Raw genomic sequence first — 17520 nt, 5'->3', positions numbered from 1 at the left:
AGGCCGCACGCCGCGGCCCGGAAACAGACGCACAGACGCTTACAGCACCTCGAAGATGCCGGCCGCGCCCATGCCCCCGCCAATGCACATCGTCACGCACACGCGCCTGGCGCCACGGCGCTTGCCTTCGATCAGCGCATGGCCCGTGAGCCGCTGGCCCGACACGCCATAGGGATGGCCCAGCGCAATCGCGCCGCCGTTGACGTTCAGGCGGTCGGCGGGAATGCCCAGCCGGTCGCGGCAATAGAGCACCTGCACCGCAAAGGCCTCGTTGAGCTCCCACAGATCGATGTCCTGCACCGTCAGGCCCAGTTTCCCGAGCACCTTGGGCACCGCGAACACCGGGCCGATCCCCATCTCGTCGGGCTCGCAGCCGGCCACCGCAAAGCCCAGGAAGCGGCCCATGGGCGTCAGGCCGCTGCGCCCCGCATACTCCTCGCTGACCACCACGCAGGCACCCGCGCCATCCGAGAACTGGCTGGCATTGCCGGCCGAGATCAGCCCGCCGGGCAAGGCGCTGCGCAGGCCGCTGATGCCTTCCCTGGTCGTGCCCTCGCGCGTGCCTTCGTCCTTCGACACGGTGAGCTGCTGCGTGATCAGGCCGCGCACCTTGTCCACCACGCCGGCGGTGACGGTGATCGGCGCGATCTCCGCGTCGAACAGGCCCGCGGCCTGCGCCGCGCAGGCCCTTTGCTGGCTGGCCGCGCCATATTCATCCATCGCGTCGCGCCCGATGCCATAGCGCTGCGCCACGTTCTCGGCGGTCTGCAGCATGCTCCAGTAGATCTCGGGCTTGCTGCGCAGCAGCGCCGGGTCCTGCAGCATGTGCTTGTTCATCTCCTGCTGCACGCAGGAAATCGACTCGACGCCGCCGGCCACGTAGACCTCGCCCTCGCCGGCGATGATGCGCTGCGCCGCGGTGGCAATGGTCTGCAGGCCAGAGGAGCAGAAACGGTTGATGGTCATGCCCGAAGTCGTCACGGGCAGGCCTGCGGCCAGCGCGATCTGGCGTGCGATGTTCGCGCCGGTCGCGCCCTCGGGGTTGGCGCAGCCCATCAGCACGTCATCGACAGCAGCCGGGTCGATGCCGGCACGCTGCACGGCGTGCTTCACGGCATGGCCGCCCAGCGTCGCGCCATGGGTCATGTTGAAGGCGCCCTTCCAGCTTTTTGTGAGAGGCGTGCGGGCGGTGGAGACAATCACTGCGGAGGTCATTCGATATCCTTGGATTCAGTTCGTTTCGGAGCGGGGCATCAGCTGAAGCTCTTGCCTTCGGCCGCCAGGCGCGCCAGCAGCGGCGCGGGCTGCCAGAACCGCGCGTCGTCATGCGGGTTCTGCGCGAAGCGCTGCATGGCCTGCACCACGTTGATCAAGCCCACTTCGCCCGCGTAATGCATGGGCCCGCCGCGGTGGATCGGGAAGCCGTAGCCCGTCAGATAGACCATGTCGATATCGCCGGACTTGCCCGCGATGCCGTCCTCGAGGATGTGCGCGCCCTCGTTGACCAGCGAGAACACCAGCCGCTGCACGATTTCCTCGTCGGAGATCCTGCGCGGCGTGATGCCCTGGTCCTTGCGGTGCTGCGCGATCATCTCGTTGACCAGTTCGGAGGGGATGGCATCGCGCTTGCCGGGGGCATAGTCGTACCAGCCGGCGCCGGTCTTCTGGCCGAAGCGGCCCAGCTCGCAAAGCCGGTCGGCCGTGGCGCTGTATTTCATGTCCGGCTGCTCCACGGCGCGGCGCTTGCGGATCGCCCAGCCGATGTCGTTGCCCGCCAGATCGCCCATGCGGAACGGCCCCATGGCAAAGCCGAACTTCTCTATCGCCTGGTCCACTTGCTGGGGCGTGGCGCCCTCGTCGAGCAGAAAGCCGGCCTGGCGGCTGTATTGCTCGATCATGCGGTTGCCGATGAAGCCGTCGCACACGCCCGACACCACCGCCGTCTTCCTGATCTTCTTCGCCAGCTGCATGACGGTGGCCAGCACCTCCTTGGCCGTTTCCCGGCCGCGCACCACCTCCAGCAGCTTCATCACATTGGCCGGGCTGAAGAAGTGCATGCCCACCACATCCTGCGGGCGCTGGGTGAACGCCGCGATCCTGTCGACATCGAGCGTCGAGGTGTTGGAAGCCAGGATCGCGCCGGGTTTGGCCACGGCATCGAGCTGCCTGAACACCTGCTCCTTCACGCCCAGCTCCTCGAACACGGCCTCGATGATCAGATCGGCGTGCTTGAGATCGTCATAGGACAGCGTGGGCGTGAGCAGCCCCATGCGCTCCTCGTATTTGTCCTGCTTGAGCTTGCCCTTCTTGACCTGCGCCTCATAGTTCTTGCGAATCGTCGCCAGGCCTCGGTCCAGCGCCTCCTGCCTGGTCTCCAGAATGGTGACCGGGATGCCGGCGTTGAGGAAGTTCATGGCAATGCCGCCGCCCATGGTGCCGGCGCCGATCACGCCCACCGTGCGGATCTCGCGCACCGGGGTGTCCGCGGGCACATCGGCAATCTTCGATGCCGCGCGCTCGGCCAGGAACAGATGGCGCAGCGCGCGCGACTCGGGCGTGAACATCAGCTGCGTGAACAGTTCGCGCTCGAGCTGCATGCCGGCCTCGAACTTGCGCTGTGCGGCGGCCGCAACGGCATCGACGCATTTGAGCGGCGCGGGGAGGTTCTTCGACATCCCCTTGACCATATTGCGCGCAAACTGCAGATAGGCCTCGGCCTGCGGATGCTTGCAGGGCAGCTCGCGCACCAGCGGCAGCGGGCGCCGGTCCGCAATCCCGCGCGCAAACTCCAGGGCTTCGGCGCGCAGGCTGTCGGCCGAGGCCGCCACCACATCGAACAGCTTCTGGCCGGGAATCTGGGCCAGCAGTTCGCTTTTCACCGTCTCGCCGCTGACGATCATGTTCAGCGCCGTCTCCAGCCCCAGCACGCGCGGCAGGCGCTGCGTGCCGCCGGCGCCGGGCAGCAGGCCCAGCTTGACCTCGGGCAGCGCCACCGAGGTGCCCGGCGCCACCACGCGGTAATGGCAGCCCAGCGCCAGCTCCAGCCCCCCGCCCATGCACACCGAATGGATGGCCGCGACCACCGGCTTGGCCGATTGCTCGATGGCGCCGATCACCGACAGCAGGTGCGGCTCCTGCGTCGCGCGCTCGGTGCCGAATTCGGTGATGTCGGCCCCGCCCGAGAACGCCTTGCCCGCGCCGGTGATGACGATGGCCTGGACCTCGGCATCGGCATTGGCCTGGTTCAGCGCCTCGACCACGGCCCGGCGCGTCGCCAGGCCCAGGCCGTTGACCGGCGGATTGTTCAGCGTGATGACGGCAATCTGCCCGTCCTTCTGGTAGTCAGCGCTCATGCGGAGGTCCCTTGTGGAATGGAAAAGAACGATCGTGCGATTTATTGTAGGAAGTTGGGGGGAGATGAACAGGGGGGGTTTGTCTCGCCAGGGACAAGGCCGGGGCGCCGGGGTGGTGCCAGACGAGGCACTTTCCTGACTGTCCGACAGGGCAAGGAATCCGCAGCAACTCGAGGACAGGACGTTCATCCTTCGACAGGCTCAGGACGAACGGATAGTTCATCCTTTGACAGGCTCAGGACGAACGGATAGTTCATCCTTCGACAGGCTCAGGACGAACGGATAGTTCATCCTTCGACAGGCTCAGGACGAATGGATAAATAGGCGCTGCGCTCACGCCTCACCGTTCGTGGTGAGCCCGTCGAACCATGGACGGCCTGCCCTCGGGCCCAGGCACGCCCTTCCCGAGCAGCACGGCCCTCCCCTCACACCTCCAGCCATTCCCTGCGCACCCGATCATCGGCCCGCAACCCCTCGGGCGTCCCATCGAACACGATCGCCCCATGCCCCATCACCAGCGCCCGGTCCGAGATGCGCATGGCAATCGTCAGCTTCTGTTCGATCAGAAGCACCGCCACACCACGCGACTTGATGGTCTGGAGATATTCGCCGACCAGTTCCACGATCTTCGGCGCCAGGCCCTCGGTGGGCTCGTCGATGATGATCAGGTCCGGGTCGCCCATCAGCGTGCGGCACAGGGTCAGCATCTGCTGCTCGCCGCCCGACATCACGCCGGCCTCGGTGTGCTGGCGCTCCTTGAGGCGCGGGAACATCGCGTACATGTCGTCGAAGCTCCAGCGGCTGCCGCGGCCGTTGCCCTTGCGGCCCAGCAGCAGGTTCTGGTGCACCGTGAGGTTGGGGAAGACATCGCGGCTCTCGGGCACATAGCCGATGCCGAGGTGCGCGATCTCGTAGGCCTTGCAGCCAGCCAGCGGCCTGCCCTTCCATTCGAGGGTGCCCTCCCAGTCCACCAGTCCCATCACCGCCTTGGCCGTGGTCGAGCGGCCCGAGCCGTTGCGCCCGAGCAGCGCGACGATCTCGCCGGGGCGCACCTCGAAATCCACGCCGTGCAGCACATGGCTCTTGCCGTAATAGGCATGCAGATTGGCGATCTTCAGCATCTTCAGTGCGCTCCCGCCTGCTGATCGGCCACGGCCGATCCCAGATAAGCCTCCTGCACGCGCGCATTGGCGCGCACCTTGTCGGGGGTGTCGAAGGCAATCACCTCGCCATAGACCACCACCGCGATCTTGTCGGCCAGGCCGAACACCACGCCCATGTCGTGCTCCACGGTGAGCAGCGTGCGCCCTTCGGTCACCTGCTTGATCAGCTGGATGAAGCGCGCGGTCTCGCTGTTGCTCATGCCGGCCGTGGGTTCGTCCAGCAGGATCACGCTGGCCCCGCCCGCGATCGTGATGCCGATCTCCAGCGCGCGCTGCTCGGCGTACGTCAGGTTCATGGCCAGCACGTCGCGCTTGCTCTCGAGCTGGATCATCTGCATCAGCTGCGCGGCGCGCGCGTTCGCATCGTGCAGCCGCGACAGGAAGCGCCAGAAGCTGTAGCCGTAGCCCATGCTCCACAGCACGCCGCAGCGCAGGTTCTCGAACACGCTGAGCTTGGGGAAGATGTTGGTGATCTGGAAGCTGCGCGACAACCCCATGCGGTTGATCTCGAAGGGCTTCCTGCCGTCGATGCGCTGGCCATGCAGCAGCACCTCGCCGCTGCTGGGAGCAAAGCGCCCGCTGATCAGGTTGAACAGCGTGGACTTGCCGGCGCCGTTCGGGCCGATGATCGCCACGCGTTCGCCGGCTGTGACGGCAAGGTTCACCCCGCGGATGATGTCGGTCTTGCCGAAGCGCTTGTGCAGGTCCCTGAGTTCCAGTGCATAGGTGGTCTGTGTCATGGCTGTGCCTCCCCGCGTTTGATCTGCCCTTCGATTTCTTCCTGGACCTGGCTCCACTGGCGCACGAAGCGCCGGCGCACCAGCTCGAAAGCGCCACCGCCGAGCAACAGCAAGGCAATGGCCCCTGTCCAGCTCGCGCTGCTGCGCGTGTCGAGCAACAGGCCCATGAAGCGCAGCTGGTCGCCCAAAGCGGCATTGAGCTGCAGGTGGTAGATCATCTCGACCACCGCCGCCAGGCCCGCGACGCCCGCCAGCGCGCACGCCGCCAGCAGCGCGTAGCCGGGCAGCAGCCGCCCGAGCCGGCCGAACTTCGCCACGCGCAGATTCATCATGATCAGGCTGGCCACGCCGCCGGGCGCATACATCACCATGAACAGGAACACCAGGCCCAGGTACAGCAGCCAGGCCTTGGACAGCTCCGACAGCAGGATCGAGGCGAACACCAGCAGCACCGCGCCGATGATCGGCCCGAAGAAGAAGGTCGCGCCGCCGAGGAAGGTGAACAGCAGGTAGCTGCCCGAGCGCATCACGCTCACGCTGTCGGCGGCGGTGATGATCTCGAAGTTGATGGCCGCCAGCCCCCCGCCGATGCCGGCAAAGAAGCCCGCGATGATGAACGAGAACCAGCGCACGCGCTGGGTGTTGTAACCCACGAACTCCACGCGCTCGGGGTTGTCGCGCACCGCGTTGAGCATGCGCCCGAGCGGCGTGCCGGTGAAGGCGAACATCAGCGCGGTGCAGACGAAGCAATAGACGGCTATGAGGTAGTAGACCTCGATCGCCGGGCCGAAATCCATGCCCAGGAAGGGCTGCCCGTAGACGCGGTCGGTGGTGATGCCGCCCTCGCCGCCAAAGAACTCGGGAAACATCAGCGCCATCGACGCCACCAGCTCGCCGATGCCCAGCGTGATCATGGCAAAGGTGGTGCCGGACTTGCGCGTGGTCACATAGCCCAGCAGCACGGCAAAGAACATGCCGCCCAGCCCGCCGACCACCGGGATCAGCACCAGCGGGATCTCCACGCCGCCGATCCTGTTCATTGCATGGATCGCAATGAACGAGCCCATGCCGGTATACACCGCATGCCCGAAGCTCAGCATGCCGCCCTGCCCCAGCAGGATGTTGTACGACAGGCAGATGATGATCAGGTAGCCGATCTGGCTGAGCATCGTGAGCGCCAGGCTGCTGGTGAACAGATGCGGCGCCACGGCCAGCGCCAGCGCGAACAGCGTCCAGAGGATGAAGCGGCCGATATTCAGGGGCTTGAAACGGTAGGCTGCCGCCGCAGCGGCAGGCCGCACCGCGCCCGCGGGCCCGGCCTTGCCGGCCGCCAAGGTGGGGGTGGAAGTGTTCATGGTCAATCCTCGCGGGTGCCAAGCAGGCCCTTGGGCCGGAAAATCAGTATCAGCACCAGAAACAGATAGGGCAGGATCGGCGCCATCTGCGAAATGGTCAGCTTCAGCACGGGATAGCCGAAGCTCTGCTCGGTCACCCTGGTGCCCAGCGCGCTGAGGAAATTCACCATCGAATAGTCCAGCGCCACCGCAAAGCTCTGCACGATGCCGATCAGCAGCGAGGCGAGGAAGGCTCCGGCCAGCGAGCCCATGCCGCCCACGACCACCACCACGAAGATGATCGAGCCCACCGACATCGCCATGGCCGGCTCGGTCACATAGGTGTTGCCGCCGATCACGCCCGCCAGGCCGGCCAGCGCGCAGCCGCCGCCGAACACCAGCATGAACACGCGCGGCACGTTGTGGCCCAGCGCCTGCGCCATCTCCGGGTGCTTGAGCGCGGCCTGGATGACCAGGCCGATGCGCGTGCGCGTGAGCATCAGCCACACGGCCAGCAGCATCAGCAGCGCCACCAGCATCACGAAGGAGCGCGACTTGGGGAACTGCGTGCCGTAGAGCGTGAACAGCGGGCCCTGCAGTTGCGGCGGCAGCGCGTAAGGCACCGTGCCCCGGCCCCAGACCAGTTGCACGATCTCCAGGATCAGATAGGACAGGCCAAAGGTGACCAGCAACTCGGGCACATGGCCGAACCGGTGCACCCGGCGCAGGCTGTAGCGCTCGAACAGCGCCCCCAGCGCCCCCACCAGCAGCGGCGCGATGAACAGCGCCGGCCAGTAGCCCACCACGCCGCTGAGCGTGTAGGCGAAATAGGCGCCCAGCATGTAGAAGCTGGTGTGGGCGAAGTTGAGCACGCCCATCATGCTGAAGATCAGCGTCAGCCCCGAGCTGAGCATGAACAGCAGCAGCCCGTAGCTCACGCCGTTGAGCAGCGAGATCGTCAAGAATTCAGCAGTCATCTGGAGACCCGGAAGAGAAAGCCGTCAAAGGGAGGGGGCGCGTGCCCCCTCGGCGTCACTTGGCCCAGGAGATCAAGACGGGCGTTTCATCTGGCACGAGGTCGGCGTGCTGGCCACATAGGGCTCGAAGTATTTGACGGGCGCCAGCGTATAGCCGGTGTTTTCCGAGTCGATCGGATACTTGCCGCCGGCCTTTTCCCAGCGGCTGATGTACAGGCCCTGCTGCAGCTGGTGGTCGCTCTTGCGCATCTCGACCTCGCCATTGAAGCCCTTGAACTTCATTCCCTCCATGGCCGCCGCGACCTTGACCGGGTCGGTGGACTTGGTGCGCTGGAAGGCCTCGGTCAGCATCGCGAAGGCGTTGAACACCGAGGCGGTGTACATGTCCTCGTTGAAGCGCTTCTTGAAGTCGGTGACGATGCGGCCGATCTCGCCGGGCAGGTTCAGGTGGCCGTAGCCGACCATGTACACCTTGCCCGCGGCATTCGCGCCCATGGCCGTGGGAGCGCCCGTGGCAATCGCGTAATAGGTGTAGAACTTGACGTTGTTCAGGCCCGCGTCGTTCGCCGCCTTGATCAGCAGCGCCAGGTCCGAGCCCCAGTTGCCGGTGATCACCGAGTCGGCGCCCGACTGCTTGATCTTGGCGATATAGGGTGAGAAGTCGCGCACCTGCGCCAGCGGCGCGAGGTCGTCGCCGACGATCTGCACGTCGGGGCGCTTCCTGGCCAGCATGTCCTTGGCATACTTCGCGACCTGGTGGCCGTGCGCGTAGTTCTGGTTGATGAGGTAGACCTTCTTCACGTCGGGAAGGTCCTTCATGTAGGTGGTGAGCGCCTCCATCTTCATCGAGGTGTCGGCGTCGAGGCGAAAGTGCCAGTAGCTGCACTTGCTGTTCGTCAGGTCCGGGTCCACCGCCGCGTAGTTGAGGTAGACGACCTCCTTGCCCTTGTTGCGCGCGTTGTGCTTTTCCAGCGCATCCATGATCGCCAGCGCCGGGCCGGAGCCGTTGCCCTGCACGACATAGCGCGCGCCCTGGTCCATGGCAGAGCGCAGCGCGCTGGTGGTCTCCTGCGGGCTGAGCTTGTTGTCGATGCCTATCACCTCGAACTTGACCCCCGCCGGGTTCTTCTTGCTGAACTCCTCGGCCAGGAACTGGAAGCTCTTGAGCTGGTTCGATCCCAGCGCCGCCATCAGCCCGGACAGCGGATCGAGCCAGGCGATCTTCACCGTCTCGCCCTGCTGGGCCATAGCGCCGCCCGTGCCTGCCAGAACAACCGCTGCCGCCACTGCCTTTAAAGCGAACTTCATTTGTCTGTCTCCTTATGGTGGATAAGCAAATGCAGCGTAGCGGCTTGACCTTCGAGCTTGGGATGGGGATTGCCCTAGCGGGTATCGCGCAGGTGACTGGGTATTTCCGATGAGAATGAAGAAGCGCCATGCACTGAGGCAGTGCATGGCGCAAGATCTGTGCTTTGTGTTTGTAGGTGGGCCGTTCACCCTTCTACAGGCTCAGGGCGAACGGTAGTTTCCGTTCGTGCCGGGCCCGTCGACAACCATTCATGCTGAGCCTGTCGAAGCATGGATGGCCAGCCCTACAAACACCCATACCCGCCCGCTACCGGGCAGACACCCAAACTCAAACCCCCGGCAACCGGTAATCCCTCAACTGCTCCCGCAACCGCGTCTTCAGCATCTTCCCCGTGGCCCCCAGCGGAATTGCATCGACGAACACGACATCATCGGGAATCTGCCACTTGGCCGTCTTGCCCTCGTAGAAGCGCAGCAGCTCCTCGCGCCCCAGCTGCGCGCCGGGCTTGAGCGCCACGGCGACGATCGGGCGCTCGTCCCATTTCGGGTGCGGCATGCCGATGCATGCCGCCATCGCCACGGCCGGGTGCGCCATGGCGATGTTCTCGATGTCGATGGAACTGATCCATTCGCCGCCGGACTTGATCACATCCTTGCTGCGGTCGGTGATCTGCATGAAACCGTCGGCGTCGATGGTGGCGACATCGCCCGTGGGAAACCAGCCGCGGCCCTGTTCGTCATAGACCAGCGGGCTGCCCTCGCCCTTGTAATAGCTGTCGATGATCCATGGCCCGCGCACCAGCAAGTCGCCATAGGTCTTGCCGTCCCAGGGTTGCTCCTGGCCGTCATGGCCGACGATCTTCATGTCCACGCCGTAGATCGCCCGGCCCTGCTTCTGCAGGATCTTCATCTTCTCGTCCCCGGGCATATCGAGGTGCTTGTTCTTGAGCGTGCAGAGCGTGCCCAGCGGGCTCATCTCGGTCATGCCCCAGGCATGCAGCACCTCGACGCCGTAGTCTTGGAAGGTGGTGATCATGGCCGGTGGGCAGGCCGAGCCGCCGATCACCGTGCGCTTGAGCGAACTGAAGCGCAGGCCATGGGGCTGCATGTAGCCCAGAAGCATCTGCCAGATCGTCGGCACGCCCGCGGCATAGGTCACGCCCTCGGCCTCGATCAGCTCGTAGAGCGACTTGCCGTCGAGCGCCGGGCCGGGAAACACCACCTTTGCGCCCGTGAGCGCGGCCGAATACGGCACGCCCCAGGCGTTGACGTGGAACATCGGCACCACCGGCAGCACCGCATCGCGCGCCGAGATGCCCATGACGTCGGGCAGCGCGGCCGCATAGGCATGCAGCGTGGTCGAGCGGTGGCTGTAGAGCGCGGCCTTGGGGTTGCCCGTGGTGCCGCTGGTGTAGCACATGCTCGAAGCGGTGTTCTCGTCGAACTGCGGCCAGTCGTAGTCGGCCGAATGCGCGCCGATCCACTCCTCATAGCTGCACAGGCCGGGAATGCCGCTGTCCGCGGGCAGCCGGTCGGCGTCGCACAGCGCCACCCATTTGCGCACCGTCGGGCACCTGGCATGGATGGCCTGCACCAGCGGCAGGAAGCTGAGATCGAAGCACAGCACGCGGTCTTCGGCATGGCCCACGATCCAGGCCACCTGATCCGGGTGCAGGCGCGGATTGATGGTGTGCAGCACGCGGCCCGAGCCGCTGACGCCGAAATACATCTCCATGTGGCGGTAGCCATTCCATGCCAGGCTCGCCACGCGGTCGCCATGCGCCAGCTCCAGCGCGCCCAGGGCGTTGGCCAACTGCTTGGAACGCGCCGACAGCTCACGGTAGGTATAGCGGTGGACGTCGCCCTCCACGCGGCGCGAGACGATCTCGGCATCGCCATGGTGGCGGGCCGCGAAATCGATCAGCGACGAAATCAGCAGCGGTTGGCTTTGCATCAATCCCAGCATGAATGGTCTCCTTGTTCCCAGATGTTTTATCCATCCATCCTAACGCGCGATTGCGCGCCGCGGTCAGCGGACTGTCACCAAGGTAACGGATGGCCCGACATTGGCCCAGGTCGCCCGCGGTGGGTCACAATCAACGCCATGAACCCGCTCGACCCCACCCGCCCCGATCCTGCCGGCGGCCCCGTCTGGGGCTGGCAACCCGGCTTTGCCGCGCTGGGCCCGGCATTCTTCACCGCGCTGCAACCCACGCCCGTGCCCGCGCCCTACTGGGTGGCCGTGAGCCAGGATGCCGCCAACACCCTGGCGCTGCCGCCGGACTGGCTGCAAAGCGACGAGGCGCTGCAGGCGCTCAGCGGCAACCAGCTGCTGCCCGGCAGCCAGCCCATGGCCACGGTCTACAGCGGCCACCAGTTCGGCGTCTGGGCCGGCCAGCTTGGCGACGGGCGCGCCATCCTGCTGGGCGAGACCTTCGGCAACACCGAGATCCAGCTCAAGGGAGCGGGCCGCACGCCCTATTCGCGCGGCGGCGACGGCCGTGCCGTCCTGCGCTCGAGCATCCGCGAGTTCCTGTGCAGCGAGGCCATGCATGCGCTGGGCATCCCGACCACGCGCGCGCTGGCCGTCACCGGCTCGCCGCTGGCGGTGCAGCGCGAGACGCGCGAGACCGCGGCCGTGGTCACGCGCCTGGCGCCCAGCTTCATCCGCTTCGGGCATTTCGAGCATTTCGCCGCGCGCGACATGCAGCCCGAGCTGCGCGCATTGACCGATTACGTGATCGACCGCTACTACCCCGCCTGCCGCAAGGCCGCCAACCCCGCGGCCGCGCTTTTGCAGGCCGTGAGCGAGCGCACCGCCGAACTGCTGGCCCTGTGGCAATCCGTGGGCTTTTGCCATGGCGTCATGAACACCGACAACATGAGCATCCTCGGGCTCACCATCGACTACGGCCCGTTCCAGTTCCTCGACACCTTCGACCCGGGCCACATCTGCAACCACAGCGACGTGCAGGGCCGCTATGCCTTCAACCGCCAGCCCCAGGTCGCCTACTGGAACCTGTTCTGCCTGGCGCAGGCGCTGATGCCGCTGATCGAGACGGAAGAGCCGGCAGTGGCTGCCCTGTCCACCTACAAGGCGGTGTTCGCGCAGGCCTTTCTCACGCGCATGCGCGCCAAGCTGGGCCTGGCGCAGGCCCAGGACGACGTGCAGCGCAGCGACAGCGACGGCACGCTGATCGAACAGCTGCTGGCGCTGCTGGCAGCCAACCGCGTCGACTACACGGTGTTCTGGCTGCGCCTGACCGAGGCCGTGGAATCGGGCGATTTCACGCCGGTGCGCGACCTCTTCCTCGACCGCGAGGGCTGGGACGGCTGGCTGGTCGGCTACTCCGCGCGCCTGGTGCAGTCCGATGGCGCCAGTGCCGCCGCGCTGATGCGCCGCACCAACCCACGCTTCGTGCTGCGCAACCACCTGGGCGAACTGGCGATCCGCGCCGCCAGCGAAGGCGATTTCAGCGTGCTGCACCAGCTGCAGCAGGTGCTGCAACGACCTTACGATACCCATCCGGAACATGCGCAATGGTCCGGATTTGCGCCAGAATGGGCTTCTTCCATCGCCATCAGCTGTTCATCATGAGCTTTCCCACACAGAAAACCGACGCCGAGTGGCACGCCGTGCTGCAGGAAAAGGGTGCCGAGCCCGGCGCCTACCAGATCACGCGCCACGCGGCCACCGAGCGCCCCTACACCGGCAAGTACGAGCAGCACTGGGCAGACGGCAGCTACCACTGCATCTGCTGCGGCGCCAAGCTGTTTGCCTCCGGCACCAAGTTCGATGCCGGCTGCGGCTGGCCGAGTTTTTCGCAGGCCCTTCCCGGAACCATCCGCGAGATCGTCGATCACAGCCATGGCATGACGCGCACCGAAACCGTCTGCGCGCAATGCGGCGCGCACCTGGGCCATGTGTTCGAAGACGGCCCGCAGCCCACGGGCCTGCGCTACTGCATGAACTCGGCGTCGCTGGACTTCTCGCCCAGCACGTCCTGACCCACACGGCCGCCGCCCGCCGCAACGGCCGTGCCCTATTGCCCCTTGGCCCGCGAGCCCCATGAAACTCCTGATCGACTTCTTCCCCATCATCCTGTTCTTCGTGGCCTTCAAGGTCTGGGGCATCTATGCGGCCACGGCCGTGGCTATCGCGGCCACGGTGGTGCAGATCGCCTATCTGCGCCTGCGCAACGGCCGGGTCGAACCCATGCAATGGGTGAGCCTGGGCGTCATCGTGCTGTTTGGCGGCGCCACGCTGCTGGCGGAGAGCGAAACCTTCATCAAGTGGAAACCCACCGTGCTGTACTGGCTCATGGGCGGCGCGCTGCTGGGCGGCCAGTTGCTGTTCAAGAAGAACCTGCTGCGCTCGGTCATGGGCGCCCAGCTGCAGCTGCCCGAGGCCGTCTGGCTCAGGCTCAACTGGGCCTGGGCTGCGTTCTTCGCCGGCATGGGCGCGCTCAACCTGTGGATCGCCTACCACTTCAACACCGACACCTGGGTCAACTTCAAGCTGTTTGGCGGCATGGGCCTGATGCTGGTGTTCGTGGTGGCGCAGGCGCTGTATCTGAGCCGCTACCTGAAGGAAGACGGCGCCGAAGCCGCCGCCGCGCCCAAGGAACTGCCATGAGCGCGCTGCCCGCGATAAGCGCCGAAGCCATGGAGGCTGCACTGCGCGCGCGCCTGGCGCCCACGGTGCTGCAAGTCATCGATGAAAGCCACCAGCATGCGGGCCATGCGGGTGCCAACGGCACGGGTTTCGGCACCCATTTCAGGGTGCGCATCGCGGCCCCGGAATTTGCCGGGCGCGCGCGCGTGGCACGCCATCGCCTTGTGTATGATGCGCTGCAAGACTTCATTGACCAGGGTGTTCATGCCATCGCCATTGAAGTGCTTTGACTACAGGCCTGCCTTTCGGGGCCTGGCAACGTGGAGCCTCCACGGTTCCCTACCTTTCTTTCGGAAATTCGCATGAATAAACAGTTCTTGTCCAGCCTGGTGACGGCTGCCGTTCTGGGCGGCACTGCCCTGGGTGCTTCGGCCCAAAACCTGGCCATCGTCAACGGCAAGCCCGTTCCCAAGGAACGCGTGGAAGTGCTCAAGCAGCAGATCGAACGCTCGGGCCGTCCCATGTCTCCCGAGATCGAAAGCCAGATCAAGGAAGAAGTCATTGCGCGCGAAGTCTTCATGCAGGAAGCACGCCGCCGCGGCCTCGAGGCTTCCCCCGAGTACAAGTCGCAGATGGAACTGGCCCGCCAGACCGTGCTGATCCGCGAGCTGTTCGAGGACTTCCGCAAGAAGAACCCGGTGACCGATGCCGAGATCAAGGCGGAATACGACAAGTTCGTGGCCGCCAACCAGGGCCAGGAATACCGCGCCAGCCACATCCTGGTGCAGACCGAAGAAGAAGCCAAGGCCATCATCGCCTCGCTCAAGCAGGGCGGCAACTTCGCCGAGATCGCCAAGAAGCAATCCAAGGACCCGGGATCGGGCGCGCGCGGCGGCGACCTGGACTGGGCCAACGCCAACAGCTTCGTGCCCGAGTTCACCGAAGCCATGGTCAAGCTGCAAAAGGGCAGCTACACCCAGACGCCCGTCAAGAGCCAGTTCGGCTGGCACGTCATTCGCCTGGACGATACCCGCCAGGCCGAGCTGCCCAAGCTGGAGGACGTCAAACCCCAGGTGGCCCAGCAGCTGGAGCAGCAGAAGCTGATCCAGTTCCAGGAAGGCCTGCGCGCCAAGGCCAAGGTGGAGTGATCCGGATGGCGCCTGGATGGGCGCCACGGCATGGAAAAAGCGGCCTCGGCCGCTTTTTTCGTTCTGTGTGCTGGCACCGCCGTGCGGCGGCGCCGGCGCCTCAGGGACGCGGCACGTTGGCCCACTTGCGCAGGCCGTCGGTGCCGGACGCGGCGCGCGCGAACAGGATGCCGGCCAGGGTGGCATGCAGCACGGCGCGGCCGCGGCCCGGGGCACGCAGGGCACACATCAGCAGGCCCAGACCGAGCAAGGCCGTGGTTTCATGTTCATACGGCGCGCTGACGCGCGCATCGTCATAGCTGATCATTTCGTGGACGCAATCCTTGACGCTCTTTTCCATGGCAGTGCTCCTTGAGGCGATGAAAGAAAGCTTCAAAATTAACTGCTCGGGCCGAGGCGCGGGGCCGGTGCACAGGCCGCAGCCACGTAGGCCATGGGGAGACAAGGCCCGGAACGCTCACATCTTCGACAGCGACTGCTCCGGCTTGGAAGTCGCCGCGGATTGGACGGCGCTGGCGAAGCCCTGGATGGGCTCCTTTGCGTCTGCCGGCCTTGGTGGATGGAACGCAGGCTGGGCAGACGTCGACGCAAACAGGATGCGGCCCTCGCGCGAGCCGCCCAGGCGCTGGATGACGATCGCCCCGTCGTCATGGATGTAGATGCGCAGCTGCGGTACCTTGGGGCTCTGCCAGTAGCAGGGATCGCCATCAAGGCAGTGCCAGTCGTTGTCTTCCGACATCTTCTTCTTCAGCAAGGCATCGAGATACGCCTTGTCGTCGTGGTAGCTGGACTCGACCGCGTGCCAGTGGCGCAGCAGGCTGTCATAGGCCTGCTGGCGGGAAGCACAGGGCTCCATGCCTTCAACGCGCTTCAGGAAGGCGACTGCACGGCGTTCAAACTCGTAAAACAATTTGAGCTCCTTGTCTGTAAGCCGATTTCGTCCAAACAGGTTACGAATAGTCGTCAATGCGTCAGTTCTAACAGACGGGCTCGCCAACTCGCGTAACCCGGAAGTAAGTTTCAACCGGTTTCACTTACAAGTTGAATTCACTCAACAGCTTGTATCGTCTCCATGGTTCAATCAGCCATCGAGGAACGAAATGCACCGACCACAACCGAACGATCCACCCGTCCCGTCGCCACTGCCTTCTGAACAGCCAGAGGAAATGCCCATTGGAGACCCACCGGCAGCCCCTGGAACGGCGCCTCCGATCCAGGATCCCAGACCGGATCGAGAGCCCGCCTGACGGGCTTTGGACCTCACTTGGAATGGGGTGCGGCGATGTTGGCAGGGCAAGCGCAAATCAAGTAACAATAGTGACTGATAGCACCACGATCAGGCCTTTGCCGCAGCTTGGGCATTGAGGGATACTGCCTTCGGCCTGCGGCAACGGCGCAGGCCGAAGGGGTTTGCAATTCTTTTCGCCACGCTCCGGAACTTCACTTCCGGGGCTGGACTCACACAGGCTTTTTTTCAATCTCGACGTTTGAACAGGAGCCTCTTCCGTGCTGTCCATGCCCCGCCGCTTCCCGCATTTCCTTGCCGCCGCCAGCCTGGCCCTGGGCGCCCTGGCCCCCACCCTGGCAAGTGCCGCCCCCCACTTCGTGAGCATCCGGGGAGAGTCGGTGAATGTGCGCGAGAAACCCAACACCCGTTCGGCCACGCTGTGGGAGCTGGGCCGGGGCTATCCATTGCAGGTGACGCAGCGCCAGGGCCAGTGGCTCAAGGTTCGCGACTTCGAATCGAGCCTGGGCTGGGTGCACTCGCCGTTGACGGCCAAGACACCGCACATGGTGATCACCGCGCGCAGCGCCAATCTGCGCTCTGGGCCCGGCACGAAGTTCAAGCGCGTGGCAAGGCTCGAGCAGCACGAGGTGGTGCGCACGCTGAAGAAATCCGGCAGCTGGGCCCAGGTGCGGCGCGACAACGGCCAGCAGGGCTGGATCGCAAAGAGCCTGGGCTGGGGCTGGTAAGCGGCCTATCTCCGCACGATCCTTTGCGCCAGCGGCGCGTAGCCATGGTTGAGCGGTCCATGGCCGCTGCCGGTGCGCACCTGGGCGCCAGCGGCAATGGCCCCCAGGATATAGGCGCGCGCGCGCGCCACGGCTTCGGGCAGCGCCGCGCCAGCCGCGAGTTCGCAGGCAATGGCCGATGACAGGGTGCAGCCCGTGCCGTGGCCGTTGTGCGTGGCAATGCGCTCGGACTCGAAACGCTGGCCCGCGCCGCTGCGCTCCACCAGCTGGTCCACGACCCAGTTGCCGGGCAGATGCCCGCCCTTGAGCAGCACGGCCGGCGCGCCCAGCGCCAGCAGCTGGCGCGCGGCGGCTTCGAGCGCCGTGGGGCCGTCGATGGACTGGCCCAGCAGCCAGCCGCCCTCGTCGAGGTTCGGCGTGATCAGCTCCACCAGTGGAAACAGCTCGCGCACCAGCGCATCGGCGGTCTCGGCCGCCACCAGGCGGTCGCCGCTGGTGGCCACCATCACCGGGTCCAGCACCACGTGCGGCAACTGGTATTCGCGGATGGCGTCGGCCACGACGCGCACCGTGTCGGGGGTGGCCAGCATGCCGATCTTCACGGCATCGACGCCGATGTCCTGCACCACGGCATCGATCTGCGCCTTGAGCATCTCGGCCGGCACCGCGTGGATCGCGCGCACGCCGCAGGTGTTCTGCGCGGTGATCGCGGCAATGGCCGTCATGCCATAGCAGCCCAGCGCGCTGAAGGTCTTCAGGTCGGCCTGGATGCCCGCGCCGCCGCCGCTGTCGGAGCCGGCAATGGAGAGTACGCGCAGGTAGCGCGCAACGCGCACGGGAGCAGGCGCCGCGCCGGGCACCTGGGCGAAGTCCGCCGGGAGAGGGTTTGTCATGGGCGCATTTTAGGG

At 65.7% G+C, this 17520-nt stretch carries 17 protein-coding genes; 6 read left to right on the top strand and 11 right to left on the bottom strand.

Going from position 1 to position 17520, the window contains the following annotated elements:
* Window positions 1–39: 39 nt before the first annotated feature.
* The 8 genes from M9799_RS15445 to M9799_RS15410 form a co-directional block, all read right to left on the bottom strand.
* Window positions 40–1215, bottom strand: coding sequence for an acetyl-CoA C-acyltransferase (locus tag M9799_RS15445; RefSeq protein WP_231042211.1), 1176 nt, complete (start codon window positions 1213–1215; stop codon window positions 40–42).
* A 38-nt stretch (window positions 1216–1253) separates the two neighbouring features.
* Window positions 1254–3353 carry a 3-hydroxyacyl-CoA dehydrogenase NAD-binding domain-containing protein gene (locus M9799_RS15440; RefSeq protein ID WP_231042210.1) on the bottom strand — a complete coding sequence of 700 codons (2100 nt, stop codon included), beginning with the start codon at window positions 3351–3353 and terminating at the stop codon, window positions 1254–1256.
* Between the two features lie 425 nt (window positions 3354–3778).
* A complete protein-coding gene (locus M9799_RS15435) occupies window positions 3779–4474 on the bottom strand; it encodes an ABC transporter ATP-binding protein (RefSeq protein ID WP_231042209.1) in 696 nt (231 codons plus the stop codon).
* Between the two features lie 2 nt (window positions 4475–4476).
* Window positions 4477–5256 carry an ABC transporter ATP-binding protein gene (locus tag M9799_RS15430; protein ID WP_231042208.1) on the bottom strand — a complete coding sequence of 260 codons (780 nt, stop codon included), beginning with the start codon at window positions 5254–5256 and terminating at the stop codon, window positions 4477–4479.
* A complete protein-coding gene (locus tag M9799_RS15425; RefSeq protein WP_231042207.1) occupies window positions 5253–6611 on the bottom strand; it encodes a branched-chain amino acid ABC transporter permease in 1359 nt (452 codons plus the stop codon). The genes M9799_RS15430 and M9799_RS15425 overlap by 4 nt, the downstream gene beginning before the upstream one ends.
* A gap of 2 nt (window positions 6612–6613) precedes the next feature.
* On the bottom strand, window positions 6614–7567 hold the full coding sequence (locus M9799_RS15420; RefSeq protein WP_231042206.1) for a branched-chain amino acid ABC transporter permease: 954 nt from the start codon (window positions 7565–7567) through the stop codon (window positions 6614–6616).
* 72 nt (window positions 7568–7639) lie between these two features.
* Window positions 7640–8875, bottom strand: coding sequence for a branched-chain amino acid ABC transporter substrate-binding protein (locus M9799_RS15415; protein ID WP_231042205.1), 1236 nt, complete (start codon window positions 8873–8875; stop codon window positions 7640–7642).
* Window positions 8876–9203: 328 nt separating this feature from the next.
* On the bottom strand, window positions 9204–10841 hold the full coding sequence (locus M9799_RS15410) for a 3-(methylthio)propionyl-CoA ligase (protein ID WP_231042204.1): 1638 nt from the start codon (window positions 10839–10841) through the stop codon (window positions 9204–9206).
* Window positions 10842–10979: 138 nt separating this feature from the next.
* On the opposite strand from M9799_RS15410, the gene M9799_RS15405 reads away from it, so the two are divergent.
* The 5 genes from M9799_RS15405 (at window position 10980) to M9799_RS15385 (ending at window position 14638) form a co-directional block, all read left to right on the top strand.
* Window positions 10980–12473 carry a protein adenylyltransferase SelO gene (locus M9799_RS15405; RefSeq protein WP_231042203.1) on the top strand — a complete coding sequence of 498 codons (1494 nt, stop codon included), beginning with the start codon at window positions 10980–10982 and terminating at the stop codon, window positions 12471–12473.
* The gene (gene msrB, locus M9799_RS15400) at window positions 12470–12883 is read left to right on the top strand and encodes a peptide-methionine (R)-S-oxide reductase MsrB (protein ID WP_231042202.1); all 414 of its coding nucleotides are present in this window, start codon (window positions 12470–12472) and stop codon (window positions 12881–12883) included. Before M9799_RS15405 ends, msrB begins: the two co-directional genes overlap by 4 nt.
* Window positions 12884–12944: 61 nt before the next feature.
* Window positions 12945–13511, top strand: a complete 567-nt coding sequence (locus M9799_RS15395) for a septation protein A (protein ID WP_231042201.1) — start codon at window positions 12945–12947, stop codon at window positions 13509–13511.
* Window positions 13508–13780, top strand: a complete 273-nt coding sequence (locus tag M9799_RS15390) for a BolA family protein (RefSeq protein ID WP_231042200.1) — start codon at window positions 13508–13510, stop codon at window positions 13778–13780. The genes M9799_RS15395 and M9799_RS15390 overlap by 4 nt, the downstream gene beginning before the upstream one ends.
* A gap of 72 nt (window positions 13781–13852) precedes the next feature.
* Window positions 13853–14638, top strand: coding sequence for a foldase protein PrsA (locus M9799_RS15385; protein WP_231042199.1), 786 nt, complete (start codon window positions 13853–13855; stop codon window positions 14636–14638).
* 100 nt (window positions 14639–14738) lie between these two features.
* Here the strand turns inward: M9799_RS15385 and M9799_RS15380 are convergent, their stop codons facing one another.
* Together M9799_RS15380 and M9799_RS15375 are read right to left on the bottom strand one after the other, a co-directional pair.
* Window positions 14739–14978 carry a hypothetical protein gene (locus tag M9799_RS15380; RefSeq protein WP_231042198.1) on the bottom strand — a complete coding sequence of 80 codons (240 nt, stop codon included), beginning with the start codon at window positions 14976–14978 and terminating at the stop codon, window positions 14739–14741.
* A gap of 117 nt (window positions 14979–15095) precedes the next feature.
* The gene (locus tag M9799_RS15375; RefSeq protein WP_263725522.1) at window positions 15096–15494 is read right to left on the bottom strand and encodes a hypothetical protein; all 399 of its coding nucleotides are present in this window, start codon (window positions 15492–15494) and stop codon (window positions 15096–15098) included.
* A 659-nt stretch (window positions 15495–16153) separates the two neighbouring features.
* Between M9799_RS15375 and M9799_RS15370 the strand changes: the two genes are divergently transcribed.
* Entirely contained in the window at window positions 16154–16612 is a 459-nt protein-coding gene (locus M9799_RS15370; RefSeq protein WP_231042692.1) for an SH3 domain-containing protein, read from the top strand.
* Window positions 16613–16617: 5 nt separating this feature from the next.
* On the opposite strand, the gene thiD is transcribed toward M9799_RS15370, so the two are convergent.
* A complete protein-coding gene (thiD, locus tag M9799_RS15365) occupies window positions 16618–17505 on the bottom strand; it encodes a bifunctional hydroxymethylpyrimidine kinase/phosphomethylpyrimidine kinase (RefSeq protein WP_231042196.1) in 888 nt (295 codons plus the stop codon).
* Window positions 17506–17520: the final 15 nt, after the last annotated feature.

Source organism: Comamonas endophytica (assembly GCF_023634805.2).
GTDB lineage: Bacteria > Pseudomonadota > Gammaproteobacteria > Burkholderiales > Burkholderiaceae_C > Comamonas > Comamonas endophytica.
Note: the sequence above shows the minus strand (reverse complement) of the source record. Positions and strands in the feature narration are given on the sequence as shown.